Here is a 25,234-nt window from a genome sequence, read left to right as displayed (position 1 = left end):
GGGCCGCTGGGCGGGTCAGAATCCGGCGGTGATGCGGGTGAACTCCCAGTCGGCCTGGGCGATGCCGCTGCAGTTCGAGGTCACGCCGCCGCCGGGGCAGGGGCGGTCACGGTTGACGGCCCAGTAGGCCAGCCTGGTCAGCCCCCTGGAGTTCGCCCAGTCGCGGATCTGGGTCCAGGTGGCCGGCGTGGTCAGCTCCTGCTGGTCGGACAGGCCGTTCATGCCCGAGATGCCCATGTGCGCGTACGCCTGGGCGTCTGTCCAGCCGTACGCGCTCTTCAGCGCGTTCTTCAGGCCCTCGGAGGCGTTGACGGTGTCCTGGTAGATGTTGGCGCTGCCGAAGTCGAACGGCATGATCGTGAAGTTGTCGATCGGCACGGCCAGCGCCCTCGCCTGGTTGATCAGCCGGATGCCGTGGCTGTTCGGGCCGGTCCTGGAGGTGCCGAAGGTGACGACGATCTTGACGTTCGGGTTGTTCTGCTTGACGATCTTGAGCCCGTTCAGGATGCGGTCCTGGACGGTGTAGTTCTCGAACTCGTCGGTGTTCTCGATGTCGAAGTCCACGACGGCCGGGCCGACGGCGTTGATGACCTGCTGCACCGCGCCCGCGAACGCCTGCGGCGTGGCGCAGTTGGGGCCGAGCTTGTTGCCGGACCAGCCGCCGAAGGAGATCTGGACGCTGCCGCCCTTCGACTTGATCGTGTTGATCGCCTGCTGGTCGGCGCCGCCGGTCAGCGGGCGGTTGCCGTCCCAGGCCGGGGTGCAGCCGCCGCTGGACAGGATGAACGCCATCGTGAACGACCGCACGCCGGTCGCGTCCATGACCGTGCCCGGGTTCGGCGGGTTGCCCCAGCCCATGTAGAGGTAGGGGGCGCCGGGCATCTTGGTGGGGTTGCCGCAGCCGGTCGTGGTGGCGGTGGCGTCCCGGCCGGCCGACTCGCCCGCCGAGTTGTACGCCCGCACCGTGTACGTGTGCGTCGTGCACGCGCCGAGCCCCGAGATGGTGGCGCTGGTGCCGGTCACCTGGGCCCGCTGCGTCGCGCCCTCGTACACGCGGTAGCCGGTCACCGTGCCGCTGGAGGCGCCCCAGCTCAGCGCGATGCTGGAGTTCGTGACCGAGGTGGTCACCGCGCCCGGCTGGCCGGGCGCGCCGGTACCGCCCGAGGTGGTGGCGGTGACGGAGTTGCTGACGCCGGACAGGTTCCCGGCGGCGTCGCGGGCCCGGACCGTGTAGGTGTAGCTGGTGCTCGCGGCGCGGCCGGTGTCGGTGTAGGTCGTGCCGGTCACGGTGGTCACCAGGGTGCCGCCGCGGTAGACGTTGTAGCCGGTGACGCCCACGTTGTCGGTGGAGGCGTTCCAGGCCAGGGAGACGCTGCTGGAGGTGACGCCGGTCGAGCGGAGATTGCCGGGCACGGACGGCGCCGCGGTGTCGGTGCCGCCGCCCGAGCCGGCCTTCCAGAGCGCGGGCACGTTGGGCGGCTCCCAGCCGGGCTGGGAGGTGTGCGCCTGCAGGCACACGTAGTCGACGCCGTTGTAGGTGACGACCGCGCCGGTGGCGTACGCGGTCCACGGGGCCCAGGCGGCGGCCAGTTGCTGCACCGCTCCGTACGCCGCGGGCGCGCCGGTCGCGAGCCCGGCGCCGGTCAGCGCGAGGACCAGGCCGGTCGCCAAGGCGGTGAGTCTGCTGCGAAGTCTCATGGCATTCCCTGGAGGTGGGGCTTGACGGTCTTGGAGAACGACCAGTTGTTGCTCGCGTCCCAGTTGATGGACCAGGTCATCGCGCCCCTGATGTCCGGGTAGGCGCGCGGTGGCACGAAGGTCCCGCAGCCGGTGCGCTTGGCCAGGCAGTCGAGTGCCTGGTTGACGAGGGAGGGGGCGACGATGCCGCCGCCGGCGGCGCCCGGTCCGGCCGGCAGGCCCAGGGCCACCTGGTCGGAACGCAGGCCGTTCTCCAGCTGGATGCAGGCCAGCGCGGTCATGAAGTTGACCGAGCCCTGCGCGTACGCCTGGGCCTGGTCGCAGCCGAGCATGGAGCCGGAGTTGTAGAACTGCGTGTGGACGACCGTGAGGATGTCCTTGATGGACAGGGCGAGCTTGAAATACTCCATCCCGGTCGACTGCATGTCGATGGTCTGCGGGGCCATGGTGATGATCAGCCCGGAGCCGGCCTTGGCCCGCAGCGACCGCAGCGCCTGGGCCATGTAGGTGGCGTTGAGGCCGTTCTCCAGGTCGATGTCCACGCCGTCGAAGCCGTAGCTCTGCATCAGCGCGTACACCGAGTCGGCGAACCTCGTCGCCGCGGCGGCGCTCGCGACCTGCACCCGGCCGGCCTCGCCGCCGACGGACAGGATCACCTTCTTGCCGCGCTGGTGCAGGGCCTGCACGTCGGCCCTGAACTGGGCGTCGGTGTAGCCGCCCACGGCCGTGGCCAGGCCCGGGTCGACCGCGAAGACGACCTCGCCCGCGGTGGCCGTGGCCTCGCCGAACGCGATCGCGACCAGGTCGTACTCGTTCGGCACCGCCGACAGCTTGAGCTCCACGGCGGGGTTGACGAAGTTGTGCCAGTAGCCGGTGAGGAAGTGCCGGGGCAGCGTCCCTCCCCCGCCGGTGCACCCGGAGGTGGTGGCGGTGACGTCCTGGCCCGGGGACTCGCCCTGGGCGTTGTACGCCTTGACGGTGTAGGTGTGCGTCTCGCAGGTGCCGAGCCCGGAGATCGTGGCCGTGGTGGCCGTGACCGCGGCCTTGACAGCACTGCCTTCGTAGACGCGGTAGCCGGTCACCGTGCCGCTGGAGGCGCCCCAGCTCAGCGCGATGCTCGAGTTGGTGACGGACGCGGTCGCGGTGCCGGGCCGCCCGGGGACGCCGGGGTTCGTGCCGCCCCCGCAGGAGGCGCCGTTCAGGGTGCAGCCGGTGATTCCTGGGAAGTTGCCGGGGCTGCCGTTGAAGCCGAAGCTCGCGCTGGCGCCGGGTGCCAGCGGGGAGGCCCAGCTCGGCGGGGTGAACGTGTAGTGCTGCCCGTTCCGCGCCATGACGGCGTCCCAGGCGGAGGGGATGGTGAAGCCGGTGGGGACGTCGAACTGGACGTTCCAGCCGGACATGGCGGTGGTGGTGCCGTTGGTGACGGTGACCTTGCCCTCGAAGCCGGAGCCCCAGTCGGCGACCTTGACGAAGGTCGCGGTGGCGGTGGCGGCGTGGGCGGGCAGGGCCTGGAGGCTGAGTACGACGGTCGCGAGCGCCAGGAGGATCGCGCGTAATCTCACGGGTTCGTCCTTCGGGGGGTGTTGCGTGCCGTACGGCTTGCACCGGGGGGTGAGAGCGCAAGCCGTACGGCACGGCCCGCGGAGGTGAAACACGGGCCTTGGGGGGTGTCGGCGCGGGTTAACCTTGCAGAGGCTGTCAGGCTTTGTCCGATTGAAGATTACTTTTAGGAAAGTTTCCTAAGAGTTGTCGCGATCGTAGCTTTGACACCGGATGCTTACAAGACCCAAAACACGACTCCGCCGCACAGGATCGGAATCCCGTGCGGCGGAGCGGCGGCGCCGGTCTACGGTTGCTGGGTGATCCGGACGTCGTCCACGCCCGCCTCCACCAGGGAGGCCCCCGAGGCGTCGGCCGTGTCGACGAGGATGCGGACGGTCTGGCCCGCGAACGCGTTCAGGCTCGCCGTGGCCGTGGCCCAGGCGCCGTTGCGGTTCGAGGCCGCGCCGGCCTGGTTGAGCACCGTGGTGGTCGTGCTGCCGACCACGCGGACGCGGAAGTAGTCGGCGCTGGAGGCGTTCGAGCCGTGCGCCAGATACCAGGAGAAGGACAGGTTCAGCGCGCCCGTCGTGGGGAGCGTGATCGGTGGCGACTGGATCGAGGTGACGCCGCCGTCGACGTCGTACGCGCCCGCCGACGAGCCCGCCAGCCGGCCCGTGACCAGGTCGTTCGTGCCGCTGACCGCGGTGCCGAGCTGCTTGGCGCCGCTGGAGGTGGTGGCCTCGGGGTCACCGCGCTCCCACTGGCCGAGGGTGGCGGTGTCGGTGCCGCCCGGGTTGACCGTCCAGCCCGTGGCCGTCTCGAACGTGTCGGAGTAGACGGTCACCGGCGGGTTGCCGGTCCCGCAGTACTGGGCCTCCTTGCCGATGATGCGGTAGACGCAGTCCGAGTACTCGAGGAAGCGCAGCACCGCCTCCCTGTTGCGGGTGGTCTGCGGGCCGATCTGCTCGTCCGGCGGGTAGAAGCCGGGGCTGGAGCCGGTCGGGTACATCTCGAACGTGAAGCTGAAGATCTTGTAGACGCCCCACATCCAGTCGTCGATGGTCCCGTCGGTGATGTAGAGGTCGCTGGCCTGCTCGGGGGTGTAGCCGTTGGTCGAGGCCATGTTCTGGCCGAGGGTGGCGTGCGCGTCGCGGTCGTCCTGGGTCAGGCCGGGCGCGGTGTCGTTGAAGGTGTAGCCGTAGGGCCACAGGATCAGCTCGCTGTAGGTGTGCCAGTCGATGTGCGACCTGATCTGCTGGACCCCGCCGACCACGCGGCTGCGTACCCAGTTGGCGGCCGCCCTGACCTCGGGGGCCGACTCCGCGCTCGCGCCGCGGTAGGTCTCGCTGGACGTCGTGCCGGAGGAGCCGCCGCAGCAGCCCCAGTTGTAGGCCCAGTTGCGGTTCATGTCGGTGCCGACGGCCGAGGAGCCGGAGTTCGGCTGGCGGTTCTTGCGCCAGGAGCGGTAGGAGCCGGTGGCGATGTCGTATTCGCCGCCGTCCGGGTTCATGTCCGGCATGATCCAGATCTCTCTGGTGTTCACCAGATTGGTGATCCGGGAGTCGGTGCCGTAGTTGTCGGCGAGCAGGTGCATGATGTACAGCGCCATCTCGACTGTGAGGTGCTCGCGGGCGTGCTGGTGCGCGGTGAACAGGACCTCGGGCTCGTTCTCGTCCGTGCCCACGTTGTCGCTGATCTTGATCAGGCGTAACTGCCTGCCCTCGTACGACGTGCCGTACGTCGTCTGGCTGACGATGTTCGGCCGGGCCGCGACCAGGGCGTTGATGTTGGCGGTCATCTCGGCGTAGTTGTGATATCCCGAGTCCGCCGGCGGGAAGTCAAACGCGTCGACGGACGGGGGTGTCGGGCGCGGCACCTCCGACACCCGGTAGCCGAGCCGCTTGATCGCGGACACCTCGGCCTCCGTGGCCGTAACCAGGACCGAGTCCGTGGCCACCTCCTCGATGGCGGCTCCGGTCGCCGCCACCGCACTGCGCTGCTGCGCGTCCGCCGGGCCCGCCACGCGATACTGCTTGTTCGGTGGCGGTTCCGCGAAGGCGCCCGCCCCGGTCATGCCGGTCAGGCTGATCAGGCTGAGGGCTGCCAGCAGGATGACAAAACGGCGTTTCACGTCGTCCTCCCCAGGCGCTCGGGCTCGGGTTGTCAACCGGCGCCTGAACGAAGAGTGATGACGTTGGTTGCCCTAGGAAAGGCCCAAATTTCCGGACATGGTGACAAGGGCTTCCCGGAGGGGTTTCCGGATCAGGTCGGGCACTTCGGCACCCTCGGCCGCGTAACCGACGGGGAACAGGATGTAGGGCCGCTCGTTGGGCGGGCGCCGGCAGATCTCGCTCAGGAAGGCCATCGGGTTCGGCGTGTGGGTGAGCGTGCACAGGCCCATCACGTGCAGCGCCGTGATGAACAGGCCGCAGGCGATGCCGACGCTCTCGTTGACGTAGTAGTGCCGGACCTTCCCGCCGCCGGGGGTCGGGCCGTACTTCTCGGCGAAGCACACCACCAGCCACGGCGCCACCTCCAGGTAGCCCTTGTCCGAGGTGGTCCCGATCGGCTCCAGCGCCGAGCGCCACTCGGGCGGCAGCCGGCCGCCCTCGTAGTTCTGCCGCTCCTCCGCCTCGGCCGCCTCGCGCACGCGCCGCTTCGTCTGCGGGTCGCCGATCGCCACGAACTTCCACGGCTGCTGGTGCGCCCCCGACGGCGCGGTGTTGGCGGCGCGCACGGCCAGCTCGACGCACCGGTACGGCACCGGCTCGGGGCTGAACGCCCGCACGCTGCGCCGCCGGTCCACCAGCCGGTGGAACTCCTCGCCGCGCCTGACCATCTCCTCTGGCTCGTAGCGCTCCGGCGTGTAGCGAACGTGGGGATACTGGTGCTCCATAAGATCCGAAGTCTCGGCACGGGTGGCGAATCTGACAACAGCTTCCTTCGCGTGCTGCCTATTCGACAGTCGAAGCGGACTTCTGGAGACGGATATGCCAGCACGCCGGCGTGGCCTCGACGATCTCGACCTCCGCGTCCTCCGCCTGGTCGCCGAGCGCCCGCGCAGCGGCCTGCTGGAGTTCGCCCGGTTGCTGGGGGTGGCGCGCGGGACCGTACAGGCCCGGCTGGACCGCATGACCGCTGACGGCGTGATCACCGGCTTCGGCCCGGACCTGTCCCCCGCCGCCCTCGGCCACCCCGTGCAGGCGTTCACCACGCTGGAGGTCGAGCAGGCGGCCCGCGAGCACATCTCCAGGACCCTGGAGTCCATCCCCGAGCTGCTGGAGGCGTACATCGTGACGGGGCCCGGCGACGTGTGGTGCCGGATCGCGGGGCGCGACCACGAGCACATCCAGCAGGTCATCGACGCCATGCTGACGATCCCGGGGGTGCGGCGCAGCACGACCGTCATCACGCTGTCGACCGTGGTGCCGCACCGGGTGCTCCCGCTGGCCGCCAGGGAAGCGACCGGCGGCCGGTCAGACCTGGACCAGCGTGATGATCCCCGCAGCCACCAGGGCCGCCGCCCACATGCGGTCCACGTTGAACCAGGCGCGCCGGAGCACCGTCAGCCCGGCCACCTTGTAGACGATCACAGCGATCCCCCCGGCCACCACGAACATGGCCAGCGTGTGGAGGGCCGCCACGCCCAGGCCGCCGGAGGCGGCGTGGCCCGCGTGACCCTCGGCCCGCAGACCGGTGAAGACCGGCAGCAGCATCAGCCCGGCCCCGTGCGCCGACGACATCAGGAACGACCAGCCGGCCAGCTGCCACAACGACAGCCGCATCCCCACCCACCGGAAGTGCCGGCGCGACAGCAGCCGCCACAAACCGAAGCCCACCAGCACCAGCCCGCCGCCGACCGACAGCACCGTGCCGGTGACCAGGGAGCCGGTCGCGGCGACCACGAGCGCCACCAGGGCCACCGAGGCGAGGTGGCCCAGGGCGATCATGGGGATCGACTGCAGGAGCCGGTCCAGGCTGCGCTCCTGCAGGCCGCGGGCCACGGCGAAGAGCCAGCCCATGGCGGGGTTGAGGCCGTGGAAGGCGCCGAGCAGGAGCACCGCGGCGAGGGTCACGGGTAGCAGTAGGAGTCGGAGGAGGCGTCACCGCCCTGCAGGCGCACCTGGTGGGGGCGCAGGCCGCGGAAGTCGTCCCCGTGCGGGAAGAAGCGGGGGTCGAAGGTGAACGACTCCGTGTCGATCCTGGCCATCCAGGCGCCCACCCCGTCCGGGTAGAACTGGTCGTCCCAGGCGCCGTACAGGGAGTTGGTCAGGTAGACGCGGCGGCCGTCGCGGCTGACCTCGACCATCTGCGGCCCGCCGCGCAGCGGGAGCCCGGGCTGGGCCGGGTGCGTGGCCTGGCGCGCGATGCCGCCCGCCCGCAGGGAGCCCAGCTCCACCGGCTTGTACGGGTCCGACACGTCGTACTGCTTGAGCTCCCCGGTCCCCCAGCACGACACGTACAGGCGCTGGTCGTCCACCGACAGCGCGATGTCGGTCACCAGCGGCGGCACCGCGCCGAACGGCCGCAGGAGCGGCGGCAGGCGGTCGGCGTCGGCCGGTTCGGCGGGGATGGAGATGACCTTGCGCGCCTGCCACCGGCCGTCCTCGTGGAACCAGAGCCAGACGGACGCCGACAGGTCCTCGACGCTGATGGCCACGCCGACGAAGCCGTACAGGCGGGTCGGGTCGTGGGCGGGGCGCAGCTCCAGCGGCATCTGGTGCTCGTCGCCCAGGTCCACCTCCTGCAGGTGCGCCCGCTTGCGCAGGTCCCAGAAGTGCAGCTTGTGGCCGTATTTGCGGCCGAGCAGCAGCTCCCCGACGATCCCGTCCTCGATCATCGACGGTGTGCCCCACTCCGAGGAGATCAGCACGTCCTGGTTGATGTGCCACCAGAAGTCGTAGGCCAGGTACTGCGGCCCGCGGTCCAGCTCCCACTGCCCGACCACGTCGAAGGAGGTGTGGTCGAGCACCGCGATGCCGCCCGGCCCGTCCTGGCCGTCGGCGCCCCCGAGGGCGGAGACGTACAGCCCCTCGGGGCCGCAGTGGACGGTGTGCGGGCGCGAGTAGCCGGCGCGCCGGGCCAGCGTCTCCGGTTCGATGACCTTGACCAGCTCGGGGCTGATCCGGTCCTTGGTGTCGTAGATGTGGATGCGCGAGGAGCGCAGCCCCGGCACGACGAGGTAGCGGCGCTCGACGTGCGGGTGGGGCGCGTTCGGGCACAGGGCGCTGCTGCAGGCGTTCCAGCCGAAGTGGTGCAGCTCGTCACCGGTGTTGGGCAGGTCGGTCCAGCCCGCGACCGTGCCGTAGCCGGGCGAGGACTGGTCGGTGTCGATGACGGCCAGCGCGTCCGGCCGGGCGGCGGCCCGGTCGAACGCGGCGACGTAGGCGAGTTTCTCTTCCGGAGCGGCGGCGGCGTCCCTCGGGGAGGGGTAGAACGTGGGGTCGGGAGTCCAGAGAGTCATCTCTCCAGATATAGACCGATTCCCTACACGGTCAATAGGTAATGATCTCCTGGATGCGGCCGATCAGCTCCTCCGCGTCGGTCTCGAACGGCTGCCAGAACACGTGGTCGGCGCCGAGCGCCCGCGCCTGTGCCAGGTCCTCGGCCACCTGCTCGGGCGAGCCGGTCAGGGGCATGCGCTCGTCCAGGGGCCGGTCCGTGATCGGGCCGTTCACCTGGAGCACGAGCGGGCCGGGGCCCTTGCCGTACGCCTCGACGGTCTGCCTGAGCTGGTCCCAGGCGAACACCACCACGGACAGCCCCAGCCCGAGCGCGACCGCCCGCTCGATCGCCGCCGGCGCCGCCACGCCCGCCAGCAGGGTCAGCCCCGACGGCTTGGGGCCGATCTCCGCCTCGGGTATCGAGTAGAAGCGGCCGGAGAAGCTCACCGGGTCGGGGCCCCAGCATGCCCGCATGGCCTGGAGGTGCTCCTCGAAGCCGGCCCCGCGCCGCTTGGCGGGCACGCCGGCCGCCTCGAACTCCTGCGCCATCCAGCCCTGCCCCAGCCCGATCATGGCCCGGCCGCCGCTGAGCCGGTCGAGGGTGGCCAGCCGCTTGGCGAGCACGACCGGGTTGTGGAACAGGGCGTCGACGACGCTCGTACCGAGGCGGATGGTGCTGGTCCTGCCCGCGACGTACGCCAGCGTCTCGAGCGGGTCGTAGACGGAGCCGCTGTGGTCGGGCAGCGGCACGGGCTGGTCCAGCCCCAGCATCCACGGCTGGGCGGGCCGCAGCAGCCGTTCGTAGGTCCATACCGCCCCGAGCCCCGCGCGCTCGGCGTCCTGCGCCATCCGCACGATCTGTTCCGGGTCGGCGTGCCGTCCCGACGTCGGGAGGCCGATTCCGAAGTCCATGTCCAGCTCCTTCCTGTCTTCGTATCCGACCCTGAGTGGGCCGGAAAGTCATCGGTTTACAGGCGGCCTCTTTCGTGATGCATTCGGGAAATGACCGTGCACGGCACTTGCGATCCCCGGTTCTCCCAGGTGGCGGAGGAGTTCGAGGCCAATCTCGCCCAGCGTGGGGAGGTGGGGGCGTCGGTGTGCGTGATCGTCGGCGGTGAGGTGGCCGTCGACCTGTGGGGCGGGCAGGCAGCGCCCGGCGTTCCCTGGGCGGACGACACGATCGGGCACGTCTGGTCGTGCACCAAGGGCGCGACCTCGCTCTGCGCCCACATGCTGGCCGCGCGCGGCGACCTCGACCTGGACGCGCCGGTCATCCGCTACTGGCCCGAGTACGGCGCCTGCGGCAAGGGCGGCACGCTGGTGCGGCACCTGCTGGCACACCAGGCCGGGCTGCCCGCGCTGCGCGAGCCGCTGCCGCCGGGCGCGTTCTACGACTGGAAGCTGATGGCCGGGCGGCTGGCCGAGCAGGAGCCGTTCTGGGAGCCGGGGAGCAGGCACGGCTACCACGCGCTGACGTTCGGCTTCCTGGTCGGGGAGGTCGTGCGGCGGGTGAGCGGGCGCTCGCTCGGCACGTTCTTCCGCGAGGAGGTGGCCGAGCCGCTCGGGCTGGCCTTCTGGATCGGGCTGCTACCGGAGGAACGAGAAAGCAGAGTCGCGCCGACGATTCCGGCGGATCCGCCGGAGGCGCCGCCGTCGTTCTACCTCAAGGCGTTCAGCGATCCCTCCTCGATGTCCGCGCTGGTGCTGGCCCACGAGGGCGGGTACATGGCGCTCGGCGAGTCGGACAGCCGGGCCGCGCACGCCGCCGAGATCGGGGCCGTCGGGGCGATCACGAACGCGCGGGGGCTGGCGGGCATGTACCGGCCGCTGTCGCTGGGCGGCGGCGACCTGGTGAGCCGGGAGCACCTGGCCCTCATGGCGCAGACCGCCTCGGCGGGGACCGACGCGGTGCTGCTCGCGCCGACGCACTTCGCGCTGGGCTTCGTGAAGTCGGTGGACAACCGGCATCTCCCGCAGCCCGACAGCGAGGGCGCGCTCATGTCGGACACCGCGTTCGGGCACGTGGGGATGGGCGGGTCGGTCGGGTTCTGCGATCCGGCGGCGCGGCTGGCGTTCGGCTACACCATGAACAAGCAGTTCGCCGGGCTCGGCATCAACCCGCGGGGCCAGGCCCTGGTGGACGCGACATATCGGGCACTCGGCTACCGGCAGGCCTACGGGGGGATCTGGTACGCCCCCGGGGATTAATCACGCGATACCGTGATATGTCACCTGTCCTCACCCAGGAGCGAGCGGCATGTTCTTCGGTATCAAGGATTTCTGGGCCTACGTCGTCGGCGCCTTCCTGATCATTCTCCTGCCCGGCCCGAACTCCCTGTACGTCCTCACCTTCGCCGCCCGGAACGGCGTCCGCCGGGGCTACCGGGCCGCCGCGGGCGTCTTCGCCGGCGACACCGTGCTGATGTTCCTCGCCGCCGCCGGCGCCGCCTCCCTCCTGCGCTCCAACCCGCTGCTGTTCACGATCGTCAAGTACGCGGGCGCCGGCTACCTGGCGTGGATCGGCTTCCAGATGATCCGCGGCGCCTGGAAGGCCTGGCGCTCCGACGAGACGGCGGCACCGGCCGAGGCGCCCGTACCCGGGGCGGAGGGCCGCCCGTTCCGCAAGGCCCTGACGATCAGCCTGCTGAACCCGAAGGCGATCCTCTTCTTCGTCTCGTTCTTCGTCCAGTTCGTGGACCCCGGCTACGCCACCCCCGCGTTGTCGTTCGTCATCCTGGGCTCGGTCATCCAGCTCTTCAGCTTCCTCTACCTGACCGCGCTGATCTTCGGGGGCTCTTTCCTGGCCGGGCAGTTCCGCCGCCGCCGCAGGCTCAGCGCCGGCCTGACCTCCGGCGTCGGTGCCGTTTTCCTGGGGTTTGGCGCGAAACTTGCCACCGCGTCACTCGGATGAAAGCCGCATTCAAGGCAGCACTGTTTTCGTGGAGACAGATGGAACGAGTCAAAAGAGGCAGTCGCACCACCCCGCCTCGGGTACGGTAGGCCACCGGCGTGCTTCCCGGGACAACGGTGATGACGCTCTGGTGACACCGAGCGGTCCATCCGGAAAGCCTGGTCCCCCGAAGCCCGGGTAGACGCTGATCGTCGGCCTATCTGCGGAGCAGCCTTGAACCATTCTCCGGTTACCCTCCCACGCCTCACCGCGCTCGCCCGGCAGGCGACTCCCCGGCTGCTCGAGGGCGTCGTGGCCCCACTGGCCGTGTTCTACCTGGCCATGGTCATCCTCGGCTTCAAATGGGCGCTGGCCCTGACCGTCGCCTGGGTCTACCTAGGAGTCGCCTGGCGGCTGGTCAAGCGGGTCAAGGTGCCCGCCACCATGTGGCTGGCCGCGTTCGCGATCACCATCCGGGCGATCGTGGCGTTCTGGACCGGCACGTGGATGTGGTTCTTCATCCAGCCGGAGATGGGCACGATCTGCATCAGCATCGCCTTCCTCGCCTCCGTCCGGCTGAACAGGCCGCTCGTGCAGAAGCTCACGCTCGACTACATCCATCTGCCGTCGGCGGTGCTCAAGCACGAGCGGGTGCGCCGGTTCTTCGCCAGGATCACGCTGTTGTGGGCGTTCGTGCTGCTGATGAACTCGACGCTGAGCATCTTCCTGGCGGTCTACGAGTCGCTGGCCGGCTCGCTGGGCGCGTTCATGGTGCTGCGCACCTCAGCGGTGGCCGTGATAAGCGGCACGGCGATCACGTTCTCGATCATCGCCTTCAAGCGGCTCCTGCACCGGCTGCACGTCTCCCACGCCTGACCGCTCGGCCAGCAGGAACGCCCCGCACATCCCCATCACGAGCCCGGCCAGCAGACCGAACAGCTCCACGAAGTCGGCCGCGCCGCCCGTCCCCGCGCTGAGCGGCCCGCCCGCGGACCTGACGATCATGGCGTAGAGGCCCCACGCGAACAGCGAGCCCGAGCCCAGCCAGGCCAGGACCAGCGGGCGCCAGAACGGCCCCCGGCCCCATCGCCCGACGATCGCGACGAGCGCGGCGGCACCGCCGATCGCCAGCAGGCCCTTGAACCCGTTCTGCACCGCGGCGGCGACCGGCCCGTCGAACACCCACCACAGCCTGACCCCGCCGATCACCGCGGCCACCGGCAGCGCGCCCCAGGCGACGACCGCCTGCAGGGACCTCGTCGGGCTGGGGAAGGCGTGGCAGACACCCGTGGTGAAGACGGCCGGCCAGCGGTCGCGGGCGTAGAGGGCGAAGGCCGTCATCAGACCGGCGCCCTGCCCCACGAACCCGCCGTAGACCATCAGGTAGACCCACGGCTCGATGGGGCCGCCGGCGAAGACGGCCGTCCCGGCGGCCGCCACGACGATCGGCGCGCTGACCGCCACCACCGACAGCAGGCCCGTGCCCACCCACAGCGGCAGCAGCACCAGCCAGGCGGGCAGCCGCGCGCCCCAGCTCATGGTGAAGGCCGTCGCCAGCACCAGGCCCACCGCGTCCATGCCGAAGGTCATCGCGTTGAGCCCGGCCATCGCGGGATCGCTCATCAGGTCCGGATCGCTCACGCCGATCGGGCTGCCGGCCAGCCAGAGGACCTTCAGCGTGAGGTAGGGCAGCATGGCGGCGACCGCCACGACGGCGGCGGTGCGGCGGCCGATGCCCGGTGTGTGTTCAGCCATGTCCCGAGCGTCGCTCGTCCGGCGGCGGGTTCCCTCCCGACCGGTGGGGATCCTCCTCCCCCTCGCGGGGGAGGGTCACGGTCAGCTCGAAGCCGTCGCCCACCGGACCCGCCGCGAGCGTGCCACCGGCCAGGCGTACGCGCTCGCGCAGGCCCGCCAGCCCCAGCCCGCCGGACCGCCCCGTGGGCCGGGAGCGGGCCGGCCCGTTGCGTACGCGGACGCGCAGCGGCGAGACCGACACCTCGACGGCGGCCCCCGGCGCGTGCTTGGCGGCGTTCGTGAGGCCCTCCTGCACCACGGCGCGGGCCAGGCCGGGCACCGGCCCCGGCGACAGGTCCAGCGTGATCGACATGCCCGAGTCCGTCGCCCGCCGGACCAGCTCGGACACGTCCTCCCCCACGGGGGACAGCGGCGCCGCGTCGGCGTCCTCGCGCAGCAGCCCGATGATCTGCCGCAGCCGCTCCGTGGCGTCCGCCGCCGCGATCCGCAGCTCCCCCGCCGCCTTGACCTGTGCCGGGGCCAGCCCGGGGGCCAGTTCCAGACCGGCGGCCCGGACCGCGATCAGGGCCAGGTCGTGGCCGAGCGAGTCGTGCATGTCCCGCGCGATCCTGGCCCGCTCGCGCAGCCTGGCCTGCGCCTCGGCCGACAGCCTGGTCTGCCGCCGCTGCTGCAGCAGCTTGCGGCGCAGCACGCCGCACAGGTAGGGCACGAGATAGGTGCCGACGAGCGCGGTGACCATGGACACCCACAGAGCCAGGTCACCGCCCATCCTCAGCACCACGGTCACCCCGACCAGCGAGATCAGGCAGAAGGCCAGCAGGGCCGGCCACGCGCGGGCCATGCGCCGCCCGGTCAGGTACGCGTACCAGATGATGAACGGAGACGTCGCCAGCAGCGGGAAGATCTTCACGTTCCGCCGGGGCAGCAGCCAGCTCAGGTCCACGGTCGCGAACCCCTCGCTGAACTGCCACGGCCCCAGCGGCAGCAGCAGCACCAGCGCGGCCAGCGGCCAGGGCCGGCCGACGAGCACGGCCACCGCGGCGAGCCCCACCCTGGGCGCCGTCACCATGCCGAACCCGGCCGGATCCTGGAACGGGTCGGGCCCCATGGCGGCGACGAAGATGCCGAGCACGACCCAGAGCAGCAGGTCGTAGACCACCTGGCGGCGGCTTTCCCGGCGGAGAGGGCGCAGACGCTTCACCGCACCGACGTTATCCGCCGCGCTCGCGGGCGGGTGCCGTCCGAAGTCAGGCGTATCCCCTGACGAAAGTCAGGGTGGAGTACGAGCCACCCGTCACGGTAGGGCTAACCCCACCCCGAAAGCGCCTACCTCCACTCCTGTGTCCGCCTGCGGAAACCGGTTTGATCGATGGTGTCACCCGGAGGTGGCGGGCAGGCCCCCGACGAAAGTAGGGGGTAGCGCGTGCCGATCGTCCGATGTGCCGTGACCTGCGGAGTTTCTACCTTCATGGGGTACCGGCCCTGACCCCTGTAAGGGAAAGGGCCGCGTTCGACCCGGGGCATCCCCGATGTGCCCGGCCGTCCCGCACCGAGACGCTGTGTGGGTGCCCTGACGATCGGAGTTCTCTCTTATGTCGCACGCCATCCTCGACCTGGTCCAGCAGGCCATGTCGTCACCGTGGCTGTACGCCGCGATCTTCGCCCTCGCGCTGCTCGACGGGTTCTTCCCCGTCGTGCCCGCCGAGACGTCCGTCATCACGGCGGGGGTCTTCGCCGCGTCCGGTGAGACGAACCTGGCGCTGGTGATCGTGGTCGCGGCGCTCGGCGCGTTCGCCGGGGACCACATCTCCTACCTGATCGGCAAGAAGTCGGGCGGGAGGCTGCGGGAGAAGAAGGCGTTCGTCTGGGCGCGGCAGGCCCTGGCCGAGCGGGGCGGGCTCGTCCTGGTCGTGGCCAGGTACATCCCCGGCGGGCGGACCGCGACCACGCTCACCATGGGCGCGGTCCGGTATCCGCGGCGCTCGTTCACCTTCTTCGACGCGATCGCGGCCGGCTCGTGGGCGGTGTACTCCGGGCTGATCGGCTTCTTCGGCGGGATGGCGTTCGAGAACGACCCGATCAAGGGACTGCTGCTCGGCCTGGGCATCGCGCTGTCCATCACCGCCGCCGTGGAGGTCGTGCGATGGCTGCGGAAGCGGCGCGCCATCCAGGCTTCCTCAGAACGTCTTCCGGCGGACACGTCCGTTTGACCCTGCCTGGCAACTATCCGTCTGAAAGGAGTGCGCATGACTGTGCTGGCCGCGGTGATCGCCCTGGTCGGTTCGCTGTTCTTCGCGCTCGGGGCCGCCCTGCAACAGTTCGAGGCGGTCGGCACCGCCAAGCCGGGGCTGCTCGCGCTGCTGCGGAGGCCGCGCTGGCTGCTCGGCGGCGTGTCCATCCTGGCGGGTGGTGGCCTGCACATCGTCGCGCTCGGACTCGGCCCGCTGACCATCGTCCAACCCATGGGCGTGGCGAGCCTGCTGTTCGCGCTGCCCCTGGCCGCCACGCTGCACGGCCGCAGGCCGGAGCGCAAGGAGCTGGCGGCGGCGGGGGTGGTGGCGGCCGGGCTGATCGGCCTGGTGCTGCTGGTCCCCGAGTCCGACGGTCCCACCTACCTCAGCCCCGACGGCGTGCTCACGCTGCTGGGGGTGTCCGGGGTGGCGGCGGTGCTGCTGTGGGCCGGCTCGAAGGCCGCCTCGCCCGCCTGGCGGGCGGCCCTGCTGGCGACCAGCTCCGGCGTGCTGTACGGCGCCACCGCCACTCTCATGCGGGTGCTGGTCGACGGCGCCTGGAACTGGTGGTACCTGCTGGCGCTGCCGATCCCGGCCCTGCTGGCGCTGATGATGCTCCAGCGGGCCTACGCCGTCGGGCACTTCGGCGTCTCCTTCGCCTCGCTGCAGATCGCCGACCCGCTCACCGCGGTGGCGTTCGGCGCGCTGCTGCTGGGCGAGCCGCTGCCGACCGGGATCCTGCCGGTCATGGCGGCCCTGCTGACCGCGGCGGGCACCGTGGCCCTGGCGCGGACCAGCCCGCTGGAGGCCCATTGATGTTCCCCTTCCTGTCCCTTCCTTCCGGCTCTCCCCAAGCCGCTGCGAAATCGGAGTTCACCGAAATGGCCATGCCCCTCCACACCGTCCCCGACGTCGCCTCCCTCTCACCCGCCCCCGAACGTCCCCGCCGGATCCTGATCTCGTCCGACACCTATCCCCCCGACGTGAACGGCGCCGCCTATTTCACCCACCGCCTGGCCACGGGCCTGGCCGCGCGCGGCAACGAGGTGCACGTGGTCTGCCAGTCGGACCAGGGCCCGGCCAGCGCCGACGTGGTGGACGGCGTCGTCGTGCACCGGCTGCGCTCGGCGCCGCTGGTGGTCCACCCGACCATGCGGGTCACGGTGCCGACGCGGCTCGACCGGCTGGTCGCCTCCATCAAGCCCGACGTGCTGCACACCCAGGGCCACTTCGTGGTCGGCCGGGCCGCCATCGCCGCCGCCCGCCGGGCCGGCGTGCCGATCGTGGCGACCAACCACTTCATGCCCGACAACCTCTTCCAGTTCGCCCACATCCCCGACCGCCTGCGGACGAAGGCGGGACAGCTCGCCTGGCGCGACTTCAGCCGGATCTTCAGCCGGGCCGACCACATCACCACGCCCACCCCGCTGGCCGCCAAGCTGCTGGCCGACCAGGGGTTCGCGCGCGAGGTCGAGCCGGTGTCCTGCGGGATCGACCTGACCAGGTTCCACCCGCACGCCGAGCCCAAGGCGTGGGCGCGCAAGATGTTCGACCTGCCCGACCGGCCCACGGCCCTGTTCGTCGGCCGCCTCGACGAGGAGAAGCGCCTGGACGAGCTGATCCGCGCGCTGCCGCTCGTCCTCAACGAGACCGACGCGCAGGTGGCGCTGGTCGGCAAGGGCAACCAGCGGGGCGAGCTGGAGCGGCTGGCCAAGCGCATCGGCGTGAGCGAGCGGGTGTTCCTCCTCGGCTTCGTCCCCGACGAGAACATGCCGCAGGCGTTCGCCGCCGCCGACGTGTTCGCCATGCCCGGCGTCGCCGAGCTGCAGAGCATCGCCACGCTGGAGGCCATGGCCTCGGGGCTGCCCGTGGTGGCCGCCGATGCGATGGCGCTGCCGCACCTGGTGGACGAGAACGGCTACCTGTACGAACCGGGCGACGTGGTCGGCCTGGCCCGGCACCTGACGACCATCCTCACCGACGAGGACCTGCGGGTCAGGCTCGGCAAGGCCAGCAGGGAGCTGGCGCTCACCCACGACGACCAGTCGTCGCTCGCCCGGTTCGAGCGGATCTACGATGAGGTGGCTCAATGACGCCAGGCCAGAGTGTCTGGGGCACCGTGATCGGCACGGCGGTGTCCGCGGGCGCGCTCGCGTACGCGCAGGTCGCGCTGCCCACGCAGGTTCTGCTCAGCGACTACGCGCTGGTCTCCGGCGGGCTGATGCCCGTGCTGGTCGGGATGCTGGCACTCGCGGGGGCGTGCCTGAGTCTCGCCTACGGCCTGGCGGCCACCGACCCGGCGCGCACCGCGCCCACCAGGGTGCTGCTGATCGCCGGAGCGGCCGGGCTGATGATGAGCGCGATCTTCCCCACCGACCCCGGCACCTCGCAGGTGGGCTCGCTGTCCGGCGAGATCCACCGCTGGTCGGCGGCGGTCGTCTTCACCTCGCTGCCGGTCGCCGGCTGGGTGCTGGCCCGGGGCCGCGCGGCGGCGCCCCGGTGGAACGCGGTGCGCGCCATGAGCGTGGCCTCCGCGGTGACGCTGGCGATCTACCTGGCGGCCCATCCGGCCACCATCACCTCGACACTGATCAACGGCGGCGCCTACTACGGGCTGCTGGAGCGCGCCGTGGTGCTGGCCGAGATGGTTTTGCTCACGGCCATGGCACTGGCCATCGCCGCGGGCCGGAGCGGCGTACGCACCGAGGTGGCCCCGGCGGAGCCGGCCGAGGCGGAACGGCGGCCGGAGCACCCCGGGCAGCAGGAGCGGCTCGCCGCCTGACGACTTACCGCCGGAACACTTCGACCGCCGCCGAAAGGACCTCGTCCTAGCGTGAACCCATGCTCATCACACGTCATGCCGAAGCAGTGGCGGTCCTCGCCGACCCCAGGTACGTGCCGCCTCCCGTACGCCAGGACGGCGCGCAGGGGACGCTGGCCTGGCTGCGCGCCCGGGTGTCGCGGTTCAGCACCGGCGAGACGCACGCCGGGCGGCGCCGCGAGCTGGTCGAGCTGCTGGACCAGGTCGACCCCGGCGCACTGCGCGCGGAGGCCGAAACCATGACCAGGCGACGCGGCGGAGACTGGCGCGGAGTCCCCACGGCGGTGCTCGGCGCCGCGCTCGGGGTCGAGGACACCCGCGCCGTGCCCGCCGCCGCGGCCGGCTACCTGTCGGGCGAGGAGAGCCCGCGGGCCGACGCCGCCGTCGCCGAGCTGCTGGAGCGGACCGGCCTCCCCACGATCACGCTGTTGCTGCAGGCGCACGCCGCCACGGAGGGCCTCGTCGAGAACGCCCTGGAGCGGGCCCGCCCCGGCGACGACATCGACGCGCTGCTGCACGAGACGCTCAGAGGGAACCCGCCGCTCAAGGCCACCCGCAGGCTGGATCAGCTCACCGGCGACGAGGTGACGATCGACCTGGTGGCCGTCAACCGGGACGGCGACGTGTTCGCCGAGCCGGAGCGGTTCGACCCGGCGCGCGGCCGGACGCCGCACCTGACCTTCGGCCACGGCGTACGCCCCTGTCCCGCGCCCGCCCACGCGCTCGCGCTGGCCGCCGGGGTGCTGGAGGGCCTGCTCACGTGAACTTCCACGATCTGCACCGCCCCGGCGACCCGCTGGTGCTGCCCAACGCGTGGGACTACGGCTCGGCCGCGTTCCTGGCCGCGCACGGGTTCCCGGCGATCGGCACGACCAGCCTCGGCGTGGCCGCCGTGCACGGCAGGCCGGACGCGGCCGGCGCCACCAGGGCCGAGACGATCGAGCTGGCCGAGGCCATCAGCGGCCTGGGCGTGCTGGTGACCGTGGACGTCGAGGGCGGGTTCAGCGACGACCCGGCCGAGGTGTCCGACCTGGTCGCGGGCCTGGCCGCGCTCGGGGTCGCGGGCGTCAACCTGGAGGACGGCCGCCCGGACGGCACGCTGCGCCCGATCGGGCTGCACCAGCGGATCATCGAGGCCGCCAGGGGACACGGGGTGTTCGTCAACGCGCGTACGGACACGTGCTGGCTGCGGACCGGCGACACGCGCGAGCGGGTGCGCGCCTACGGCCACGCCGACGGGATCTTCGTGCCCGGGCTGAGCGACCCGGACGAGATCGCGGAGGTGGCCGCGAGCACGCCGCTGCCGCTCAACGTGCTCTACCAGCCGGGCGGCCCCTCGCTGGCACGGCTCGCCGAGGCCGGCGTGGCCCGGGTGAGCACCGGGTCGCTGCTCTACCGGGCCTCGCTGCGGGCGGCGCTCGCGACGGTGCTGGCGGTCCGGGACGAGCCCGCACCACGGATGCCGACATATGCCGAGATCGCCGATAGCTTGCCGCGATAATCGAGGCATGCGCTTCCAGATCCTCGGGCCCACCACCGCGCTGGGCGAGGACGGCGAGCCGGTCACGCTCGGCGGCCCGCGGGTGCGTGCCCTGCTCACGCTGCTCGCCCTGCACGCCGGCCGCATCGTCGGCGCGGAGCAGCTCGTGGACGGCATGTACGGCCCCAGGCCCCCCGAGGGCGTGGCCAACGCGCTGCAGTCACAGGTGTCCCGGCTGCGCCGGGCGCTGGGCCGGGACCTGGTGGAGTTCCATCCGGCCGGATACCGGCTGGTCGCCGATCCCCGGGACGTGGACGCGCGCAGGTTCGAGCTCCTGGCCCGGGAGGGCCGGCAGGCGCTGGCCGGCGGCGAACCGGGGCGGGCGGCGACGCTGCTGCGCGAGGCGCTGGAGCTGTGGCGGGGCGCGCCGCTGGCCGACGCCCCGCACGCCGAGGCCGCCGCGGCGGCCCTGGAGGAGCTGCGCCTGACCGCCACGGAGGACCGCGTGCAGGCCGACCTCGACCTGGGCCGGCACCGCGATCTGGTGGCCGAGCTGCGCGGGCTCATCGCCGCCCACCCGCTGCGCGAGCGGCTGCGCGCCCAGCTCATGCGCGCCCTGTACGGCAGCGGCCGCCAGGCCGAGGCGCTGGCCGTCTACGACGAGGCCAGGAAGCTGCTGGACGAGGAGCTGGGCGTCGAGCCGGGAGCCGAGCTGGCCGCCGCGCACCTGGCCGTGCTCAGGGCCGACCCGGCGCTCGGGGCCCCGCCACCCCCGGCGTCCGGGCAACGCTCCCGGCAGGGGCTGCGGGCCCAGCTCACCAGCTTCGTGGGCCGGACCGAGGAGCTCGCCCGGCTGGGCGACCGGCTCCGGGACAACAGGCTCGTCACGCTGATCGGGCCGGGCGGGGCGGGCAAGACGCGGCTGGCGATCGAGGCGTCCGCCCGGGCGCCGGGCGACGTGTGCTTCGTGCCGCTCGCGCCCGTCTCCGACGCGGAGGGCGTGCCGCACGCCGTGCTGGCCGCGCTCGACATCCGCGACGCCTTCCTGCACGCCCCCGACCGGCCCACCCTGGACCCCGTGACCAGGCTGGTCACCGCGCTGGCCGGGCGTGAGCTGCTGCTGGTCCTGGACAACTGCGAGCATCTCGTCGCGGCCACCGCCGAGCTGACCGACCACCTGCTGGCCACGTGCCCGGGGCTGCGCGTGCTGGTGACCGGGCGGGAGGCGCTGGGCATCACGGGCGAGTCCATCCTGCCCGTGGCGCCGCTGCGGCTGCCGCCGCCGGAGACGGTCAACCCGCTGGACTACCCGGCGGTGCGGCTGTTCGCCGACCGTGCCGCCGCCGTCCGGCCGGGTTTCGCCGTGGACGCGGGGAACGGCGCGCAGGTCGTACGCATCTGCCGGGCGCTCGACGGGCTGCCGCTGGCGATCGAGCTGGCGGCGGCGCGGCTGCGGACGCTGCCGGTGTCCGACGTCGCGGCCCGGCTCGACGACCGGTTCCGGCTGCTGACCCGAGGCAGCCGTACGGCGTTGCCGCGGCACCAGACGCTGCGCGCGGTCGTCGCGTGGAGCTGGGACCTGCTGGACGAGGACGAGCAGCGGATGGCCCGGCGGCTGACCGCGTTCGCGGGCGGCGCACGGGCCGAGGCGGCCGAGCGGGTGTGCGGGCTGCCGGAGGAGCTGCTGTTCTCGCTGGCGGAGAAGTCGCTGGTGGAGTTCGTGGACGGCCGGTTCCGGATGCTGGAGACGATCCGGGCGTTCTGCGCGGAGCGGCTGATGGAGTCGGGCGAAGGGGACACGCTCCGCGACGCGCACGCCGCGTACTACCTCGACCTGCTGCTCACGGCCGACCCGAAGCTGCGCACCGCCGACCAGCTGGAGTGGCTGGCCCGGCTGGACGAGGAGAGCGGCGAGCTCGACGCGGCCGTGCGCTGGGCGACCGAGACGGAGCGGTTCGAGCTGGGGCTGCGGCTGCTGGCGCACAGCGCCTGCTACTGGTGGATGCGCGGCCACCGCGTCACCAGCGCGAACTTGGCCACCGGGCTGCTGGCCGCGCTCGGCGACACCCGCTTTCCGGCGCTCGACGAGGAGTACGTCATGTGCGTGCTCGTCTCGGCGTGGACCGGAGGGCTGGACGAGCTCCTGCGCGCGCGGCTGGACGAGGTGCGGCACCTGCTGCCGATCGATTACCTGCCGGCGCGGGTGGAGTTCCTCATGATGCTGCTGTCGATGTTCACCGGGCCGCCCGCGGACTTCGAGATGACGTACGAGCTGCTCAAGCACAAGCGGGTGCGAGATCTGCCGCCCTGGCAGAAGGCGCTGGCCTTCGGCGGGCAGGCGTTCGTCCTGCAGGTCATCGGCCGGCTCGACGAGGCGGTGGCCCAGTTCGAGTCGAGCCTGGCGGCGTTCAAGGCCATCGGGGAGCGGTGGGGCATGGTGCTGATCCTGTCCGGGCTCGGCTCCCTGCGCCAGATGCAGGGCGACTACCGGGCCGCGCACGCGCTGACCAACGAGGCGCTCGCGCTGGCCCGCGAGCTCGGGGCGAACACGGAGATCGCCGAGGGCCTGTGCCGCAGGGGCGACGCGCTGATCCACCTGGACGACACGGAGGGCGCGCGGGCCGACTACGAGCGCGCGGCCGAGCTGGCGCGCAGGAACGGCTCGACGGAGAACCTGGCCTGGGCCTACCTCGGCCTGGGCGAGGTGGCGCTGGCCCGCGGCGACCTGGACGAGGCGCACGAGCTCCTCACGCTGGCCCGCGAGACGTGCCCCGTCGGCTGGTACAGCACCGAGGAGACCCGCGCCCGCATCACGGCCGCGCTGGCGGAGGTCAGCCGGGCCGTCAGCGAACGGTAGGCCCGCCGTCAGCCGCCCTCCCGAGAGTGGGCGGCATGAAGAACAAATGGTCCTGCCTGGCCATCGCCTGCCTGGCCACGCTCCTGCTCTCGCTCGACCTCACGGTGTTGCACCTCGCCCTGCCCAGCCTGGTGGCCGATCTCGGCGCGACCTCCACGCAGCTGCTGTGGATCGGCGACATGTACGGCTTCGCGCTGGCCGGCCTGCTGGTCACCATGGGCAACCTGGGCGACCGCATCGGCCGCAAGCGCCTGCTGCTGATCGGCGCGGCCGCGTTCGGCGCCGCCTCGGTGGTCACCGCGTACGCGCCGAGCGCCGAGCTGCTGATCGCGGCCAGGGCCCTGCTGGGCGTCGCCGCCGCCACGATCATGCCCTCGACCCTGTCGATCGTCCGCAACGTGTTCACCGAACCCGGCGAGCGGACCGCCGCCATCGGCATCTGGAGCGGGATGAGCGCGGCCGGCTTCGCCATCGGCCCGGTCGTCGGCGGCCTGCTGCTCGACCACTTCTGGTGGGGCTCGGTCTTCCTGATCAACGTGCCGATCATGGTGCTGGTGATCGTCGGCGGCATCGCGGTGCTGCCCGAGTCGAGAAACCCGCACGCGGGCCGGATCGACCTGGTCAGCGTGGCCCTGTCCGTCGCCGGCATCGTGACCACCATCTACGCGATCAAGGAGGCCGCGCACAAGGGGCTGGAGCACGCCGACGTGCTGGGGGCGGGCGCGGCCGGGATCGCGCTGCTGGCGTTGTTCGTGTGGCGGCAGACGCGGCTGGCCGAGCCGCTGATCGACGTGCGGCTCTTCGGGCGCAGGGCGTTCAGCGCGTCCATCCTGACGAACCTGCTGGCGATCTTCGCCATGTCGGCGATGATGCTGATGTTCGCCTGGTACCTGCAGCTCGTGCTCGGCTGGTCGCCGCTGCAGGCGGGGCTGGCCCAGCTGCCCGGCGGCCTGAGCGGCGCGGTGGGCGGGGTCCTGGCCGCGAAGCTCATCCAGCACATCGGCAGGAACGGCGTGGTCGCGCTGGGCATGGCCATGAACGCCGGTGGGTTCCTCTACTACGCCACGCTCGGCGCCGAGCTGAACTACCTGATGCTGCTGCCCGTGATGGTGATCCAGGGCATGGGCGTCGGGTTCGCCTTCACCGTCAACAACGACAACGTGCTGGCCACCGCGCCGAGGCAGCGGGCGGGGGCCGCCGCGGCGGTGTCGGAGACGGCGTTCGAGCTGGGTGGGGCGCTCGGCATCGCGATCCTGGGCACGGTGCTGACCAGCGCCTACCGGGCCAACCTGGAGCTGCCCGCCGCGGTGCCGGGTGAGGCCGCGCGGGAGTCGCTCGCCGGGGCGCTGAGCACGGCCGCGGCGCTGCCCGCCGAGCAGGGCGGGCAGCTCGTCCGGGCGGCGCAGGACGCCTTCCTCGCGGGCATGCACCTGACCTCGGTGGTCACGGCGGGCCTGCTGGCCGTGGTGACCGTGCTCGCGCTGGTGGGGCTGCGTGGCGTGCCGAAGGAGATCCCGGAGGAGGTCCTGACCGCGGCGCGCTCCTGAGCCTCGGGCGACGGGGCTCAGGCGATCGGATGATCGGGCTACCGGGCGACAGGCGCTCAGGCGATGGGGTTCGTCGGGCAGGGGCGGGTGGTCGTCGGGGAGAGGCCGTCGAGCCGGGCGCCGATGAGGCGGGCGATGCCCTCGATGGTCTGGATCCCCGTCCCCTCGCCCGGCTGCCGGTCCGTCTGCACCGCCAGCAGCAGGTCCCGCCCCGGCCCCTCGACCCGGCCGTAGCTGGTCACGGCCCACGTGTTGTGGATGAACGGCCGCGGCGTCCACCCGTTCTTGAGCGCCACCCGGTCCCCCGGCCGGGCGGCCGCGCTGACGCCCCACGCCTGGTCCTTCTGCACCCGCCCCATCAGCCCGAGCACCATCCCCCGATCGGCCGCGGTCAGCCCCTTGCCCCCGTTGACCAGCACCTTCAGCAGCCGGATCCGGTCGGCGGGGCTGGTGTTGGTGCCGCCCCAGAACTTGCTCGGCCCCGGCGTGGTCTCCTTCAGCCCGATCCTGCGGTAGAAGGAGCTCATGGCCCCGCCACCCCCGACGCGCGACCACAGCGCGTCCGCGGCGCTGTTGTCGCTCTCCCTGATCATGCGGGCCGCCAGGTCCCGCTCGCCCTCGCCGAGGCGGCCGTCCCGCTGGAGCAGCAGCGCGGCGAGGATGTCCACCTTGGCCCCGCTCGCGGTGATCATGTCGTGCTCGTGCTCACCGTGGCCCAGCCTGGCCCCCGTCACCAGGTCCAGCGCGCCGTAGACGACGCGGCCCGGGCGGCGGCTCACGTACCGGGCGATGTCGCGTTCGAGCCGGGCGCGGGCCACGCTCCCGGCGCGGTTGTCCGGGAACTTCAGCAGGCACCGCGCCACCTTGACCGGCGCCCGCACCGCGACGGGCACGACCGGCGCCCGCTCGGCCCCGCACGCCGTCGCCAGTGCCAGCCCTGCCCAGAGCATCCACTTCGCACGCACCCGC

The 25,234-nt window shown here is 72.0% G+C and carries 21 protein-coding genes and 1 pseudogene; 12 read left to right on the top strand and 10 right to left on the bottom strand.

What is annotated here, in order from left to right; all coding sequences use genetic code 11:
* Positions 1 to 15 precede the first annotated feature (15 nt).
* The 4 genes from ACBJ59_RS38700 to ACBJ59_RS38685 all read right to left on the bottom strand — a co-directional run bounded on the left by ACBJ59_RS38700 (position 16) and on the right by ACBJ59_RS38685 (position 6,136).
* On the bottom strand, positions 16 to 1,698 hold the full coding sequence (locus ACBJ59_RS38700) for a carbohydrate-binding protein (RefSeq protein WP_375115110.1): 1,683 nt from the start codon (positions 1,696 to 1,698) through the stop codon (positions 16 to 18).
* Entirely contained in the window at positions 1,695 to 3,260 is a 1,566-nt protein-coding gene (locus ACBJ59_RS38695; RefSeq protein WP_375115109.1) for a chitinase, read from the bottom strand. The genes ACBJ59_RS38700 and ACBJ59_RS38695 overlap by 4 nt, the downstream gene beginning before the upstream one ends.
* 284 nt (positions 3,261 to 3,544) lie before the next feature.
* Positions 3,545 to 5,371: a M14 family zinc carboxypeptidase gene (locus tag ACBJ59_RS38690; RefSeq protein ID WP_375115108.1), complete on the bottom strand. Its 1,827-nt coding sequence runs from the start codon at positions 5,369 to 5,371 to the stop codon at positions 3,545 to 3,547.
* Positions 5,372 to 5,443: 72 nt separating this feature from the next.
* Complete coding sequence (locus tag ACBJ59_RS38685; protein WP_375115107.1) at positions 5,444 to 6,136, bottom strand: nitroreductase family protein; 693 nt, start codon at positions 6,134 to 6,136, stop codon at positions 5,444 to 5,446.
* A 94-nt stretch (positions 6,137 to 6,230) separates the two neighbouring features.
* Here ACBJ59_RS38685 and ACBJ59_RS38680 point away from each other — a divergent pair.
* Positions 6,231 to 6,602, top strand: a pseudogene (locus tag ACBJ59_RS38680) (Lrp/AsnC family transcriptional regulator); the annotation flags it as partial.
* A 114-nt stretch (positions 6,603 to 6,716) separates the two neighbouring features.
* On the opposite strand, the gene ACBJ59_RS38675 reads toward ACBJ59_RS38680, so the two are convergent.
* From ACBJ59_RS38675 to ACBJ59_RS38665, 3 genes are read right to left on the bottom strand one after another with little or no spacing between them, the layout of a single operon-like run.
* Positions 6,717 to 7,316, bottom strand: coding sequence for a hypothetical protein (locus tag ACBJ59_RS38675; protein ID WP_375115106.1), 600 nt, complete (start codon positions 7,314 to 7,316; stop codon positions 6,717 to 6,719).
* Positions 7,313 to 8,704 (bottom strand): selenium-binding protein SBP56-related protein, encoded by a 1,392-nt coding sequence (locus ACBJ59_RS38670; protein ID WP_375115105.1) that lies wholly within the window; start codon positions 8,702 to 8,704, stop codon positions 7,313 to 7,315. The genes ACBJ59_RS38675 and ACBJ59_RS38670 overlap by 4 nt, the downstream gene beginning before the upstream one ends.
* A gap of 31 nt (positions 8,705 to 8,735) precedes the next feature.
* Positions 8,736 to 9,596 carry a TIGR03619 family F420-dependent LLM class oxidoreductase gene (locus ACBJ59_RS38665; RefSeq protein ID WP_375115104.1) on the bottom strand — a complete coding sequence of 287 codons (861 nt, stop codon included), beginning with the start codon at positions 9,594 to 9,596 and terminating at the stop codon, positions 8,736 to 8,738.
* A 90-nt stretch (positions 9,597 to 9,686) separates the two neighbouring features.
* On the opposite strand from ACBJ59_RS38665, the gene ACBJ59_RS38660 reads away from it, so the two are divergent.
* The 3 genes from ACBJ59_RS38660 (at position 9,687) to ACBJ59_RS38650 (ending at position 12,450) form a co-directional block, all read left to right on the top strand.
* Positions 9,687 to 10,892, top strand: coding sequence for a serine hydrolase domain-containing protein (locus tag ACBJ59_RS38660; RefSeq protein ID WP_375115103.1), 1,206 nt, complete (start codon positions 9,687 to 9,689; stop codon positions 10,890 to 10,892).
* Positions 10,893 to 10,941: 49 nt separating this feature from the next.
* The gene (leuE, locus tag ACBJ59_RS38655; RefSeq protein ID WP_375115102.1) at positions 10,942 to 11,595 is read left to right on the top strand and encodes a leucine efflux protein LeuE; all 654 of its coding nucleotides are present in this window, start codon (positions 10,942 to 10,944) and stop codon (positions 11,593 to 11,595) included.
* A 213-nt stretch (positions 11,596 to 11,808) separates the two neighbouring features.
* Positions 11,809 to 12,450 carry a VC0807 family protein gene (locus ACBJ59_RS38650; RefSeq protein ID WP_375115101.1) on the top strand — a complete coding sequence of 214 codons (642 nt, stop codon included), beginning with the start codon at positions 11,809 to 11,811 and terminating at the stop codon, positions 12,448 to 12,450.
* On the opposite strand, the gene ACBJ59_RS38645 is transcribed toward ACBJ59_RS38650, so the two are convergent.
* Together ACBJ59_RS38645 and ACBJ59_RS38640 are read right to left on the bottom strand one after the other, a co-directional pair.
* A complete protein-coding gene (locus ACBJ59_RS38645; RefSeq protein ID WP_375115100.1) occupies positions 12,358 to 13,329 on the bottom strand; it encodes a hypothetical protein in 972 nt (323 codons plus the stop codon). The genes ACBJ59_RS38650 and ACBJ59_RS38645 overlap by 93 nt on opposite strands.
* Complete coding sequence (locus ACBJ59_RS38640; RefSeq protein ID WP_375115099.1) at positions 13,322 to 14,530, bottom strand: sensor histidine kinase; 1,209 nt, start codon at positions 14,528 to 14,530, stop codon at positions 13,322 to 13,324. Before ACBJ59_RS38640 ends, ACBJ59_RS38645 begins: the two co-directional genes overlap by 8 nt.
* 391 nt (positions 14,531 to 14,921) lie before the next feature.
* On the opposite strand from ACBJ59_RS38640, the gene ACBJ59_RS38635 reads away from it, so the two are divergent.
* From ACBJ59_RS38635 to ACBJ59_RS38600, 8 genes are all read left to right on the top strand, one after another.
* Positions 14,922 to 15,539 carry a DedA family protein gene (locus ACBJ59_RS38635; RefSeq protein WP_375115098.1) on the top strand — a complete coding sequence of 206 codons (618 nt, stop codon included), beginning with the start codon at positions 14,922 to 14,924 and terminating at the stop codon, positions 15,537 to 15,539.
* Positions 15,540 to 15,575: 36 nt separating this feature from the next.
* Positions 15,576 to 16,376, top strand: coding sequence for a DMT family transporter (locus ACBJ59_RS38630; RefSeq protein ID WP_375115097.1), 801 nt, complete (start codon positions 15,576 to 15,578; stop codon positions 16,374 to 16,376).
* A 71-nt stretch (positions 16,377 to 16,447) separates the two neighbouring features.
* Complete coding sequence (locus ACBJ59_RS38625; protein WP_375115127.1) at positions 16,448 to 17,653, top strand: glycosyltransferase; 1,206 nt, start codon at positions 16,448 to 16,450, stop codon at positions 17,651 to 17,653.
* Entirely contained in the window at positions 17,650 to 18,342 is a 693-nt protein-coding gene (locus ACBJ59_RS38620; RefSeq protein ID WP_375115096.1) for a DUF998 domain-containing protein, read from the top strand. Before ACBJ59_RS38625 ends, ACBJ59_RS38620 begins: the two co-directional genes overlap by 4 nt.
* Positions 18,343 to 18,401: 59 nt before the next feature.
* Complete coding sequence (locus ACBJ59_RS38615) at positions 18,402 to 19,145, top strand: cytochrome P450 (RefSeq protein ID WP_375115095.1); 744 nt, start codon at positions 18,402 to 18,404, stop codon at positions 19,143 to 19,145.
* The gene (locus tag ACBJ59_RS38610) at positions 19,142 to 19,882 is read left to right on the top strand and encodes an isocitrate lyase/phosphoenolpyruvate mutase family protein (protein ID WP_364127046.1); all 741 of its coding nucleotides are present in this window, start codon (positions 19,142 to 19,144) and stop codon (positions 19,880 to 19,882) included. Before ACBJ59_RS38615 ends, ACBJ59_RS38610 begins: the two co-directional genes overlap by 4 nt.
* A gap of 7 nt (positions 19,883 to 19,889) precedes the next feature.
* On the top strand, positions 19,890 to 22,718 hold the full coding sequence (locus tag ACBJ59_RS38605; protein ID WP_375115094.1) for a BTAD domain-containing putative transcriptional regulator: 2,829 nt from the start codon (positions 19,890 to 19,892) through the stop codon (positions 22,716 to 22,718).
* Between the two features lie 35 nt (positions 22,719 to 22,753).
* Positions 22,754 to 24,265 (top strand): DHA2 family efflux MFS transporter permease subunit, encoded by a 1,512-nt coding sequence (locus tag ACBJ59_RS38600; protein ID WP_375115093.1) that lies wholly within the window; start codon positions 22,754 to 22,756, stop codon positions 24,263 to 24,265.
* A 56-nt stretch (positions 24,266 to 24,321) separates the two neighbouring features.
* Here the strand turns inward: ACBJ59_RS38600 and ACBJ59_RS38595 are convergent, their stop codons facing one another.
* Complete coding sequence (locus ACBJ59_RS38595; protein WP_375115092.1) at positions 24,322 to 25,230, bottom strand: serine hydrolase; 909 nt, start codon at positions 25,228 to 25,230, stop codon at positions 24,322 to 24,324.
* Positions 25,231 to 25,234: the final 4 nt, after the last annotated feature.

This window comes from Nonomuraea sp. MTCD27, assembly GCF_041950495.1.
GTDB lineage: Bacteria > Actinomycetota > Actinomycetes > Streptosporangiales > Streptosporangiaceae > Nonomuraea.
Note: the sequence above shows the minus strand (reverse complement) of the source record. Positions and strands in the feature narration are given on the sequence as shown.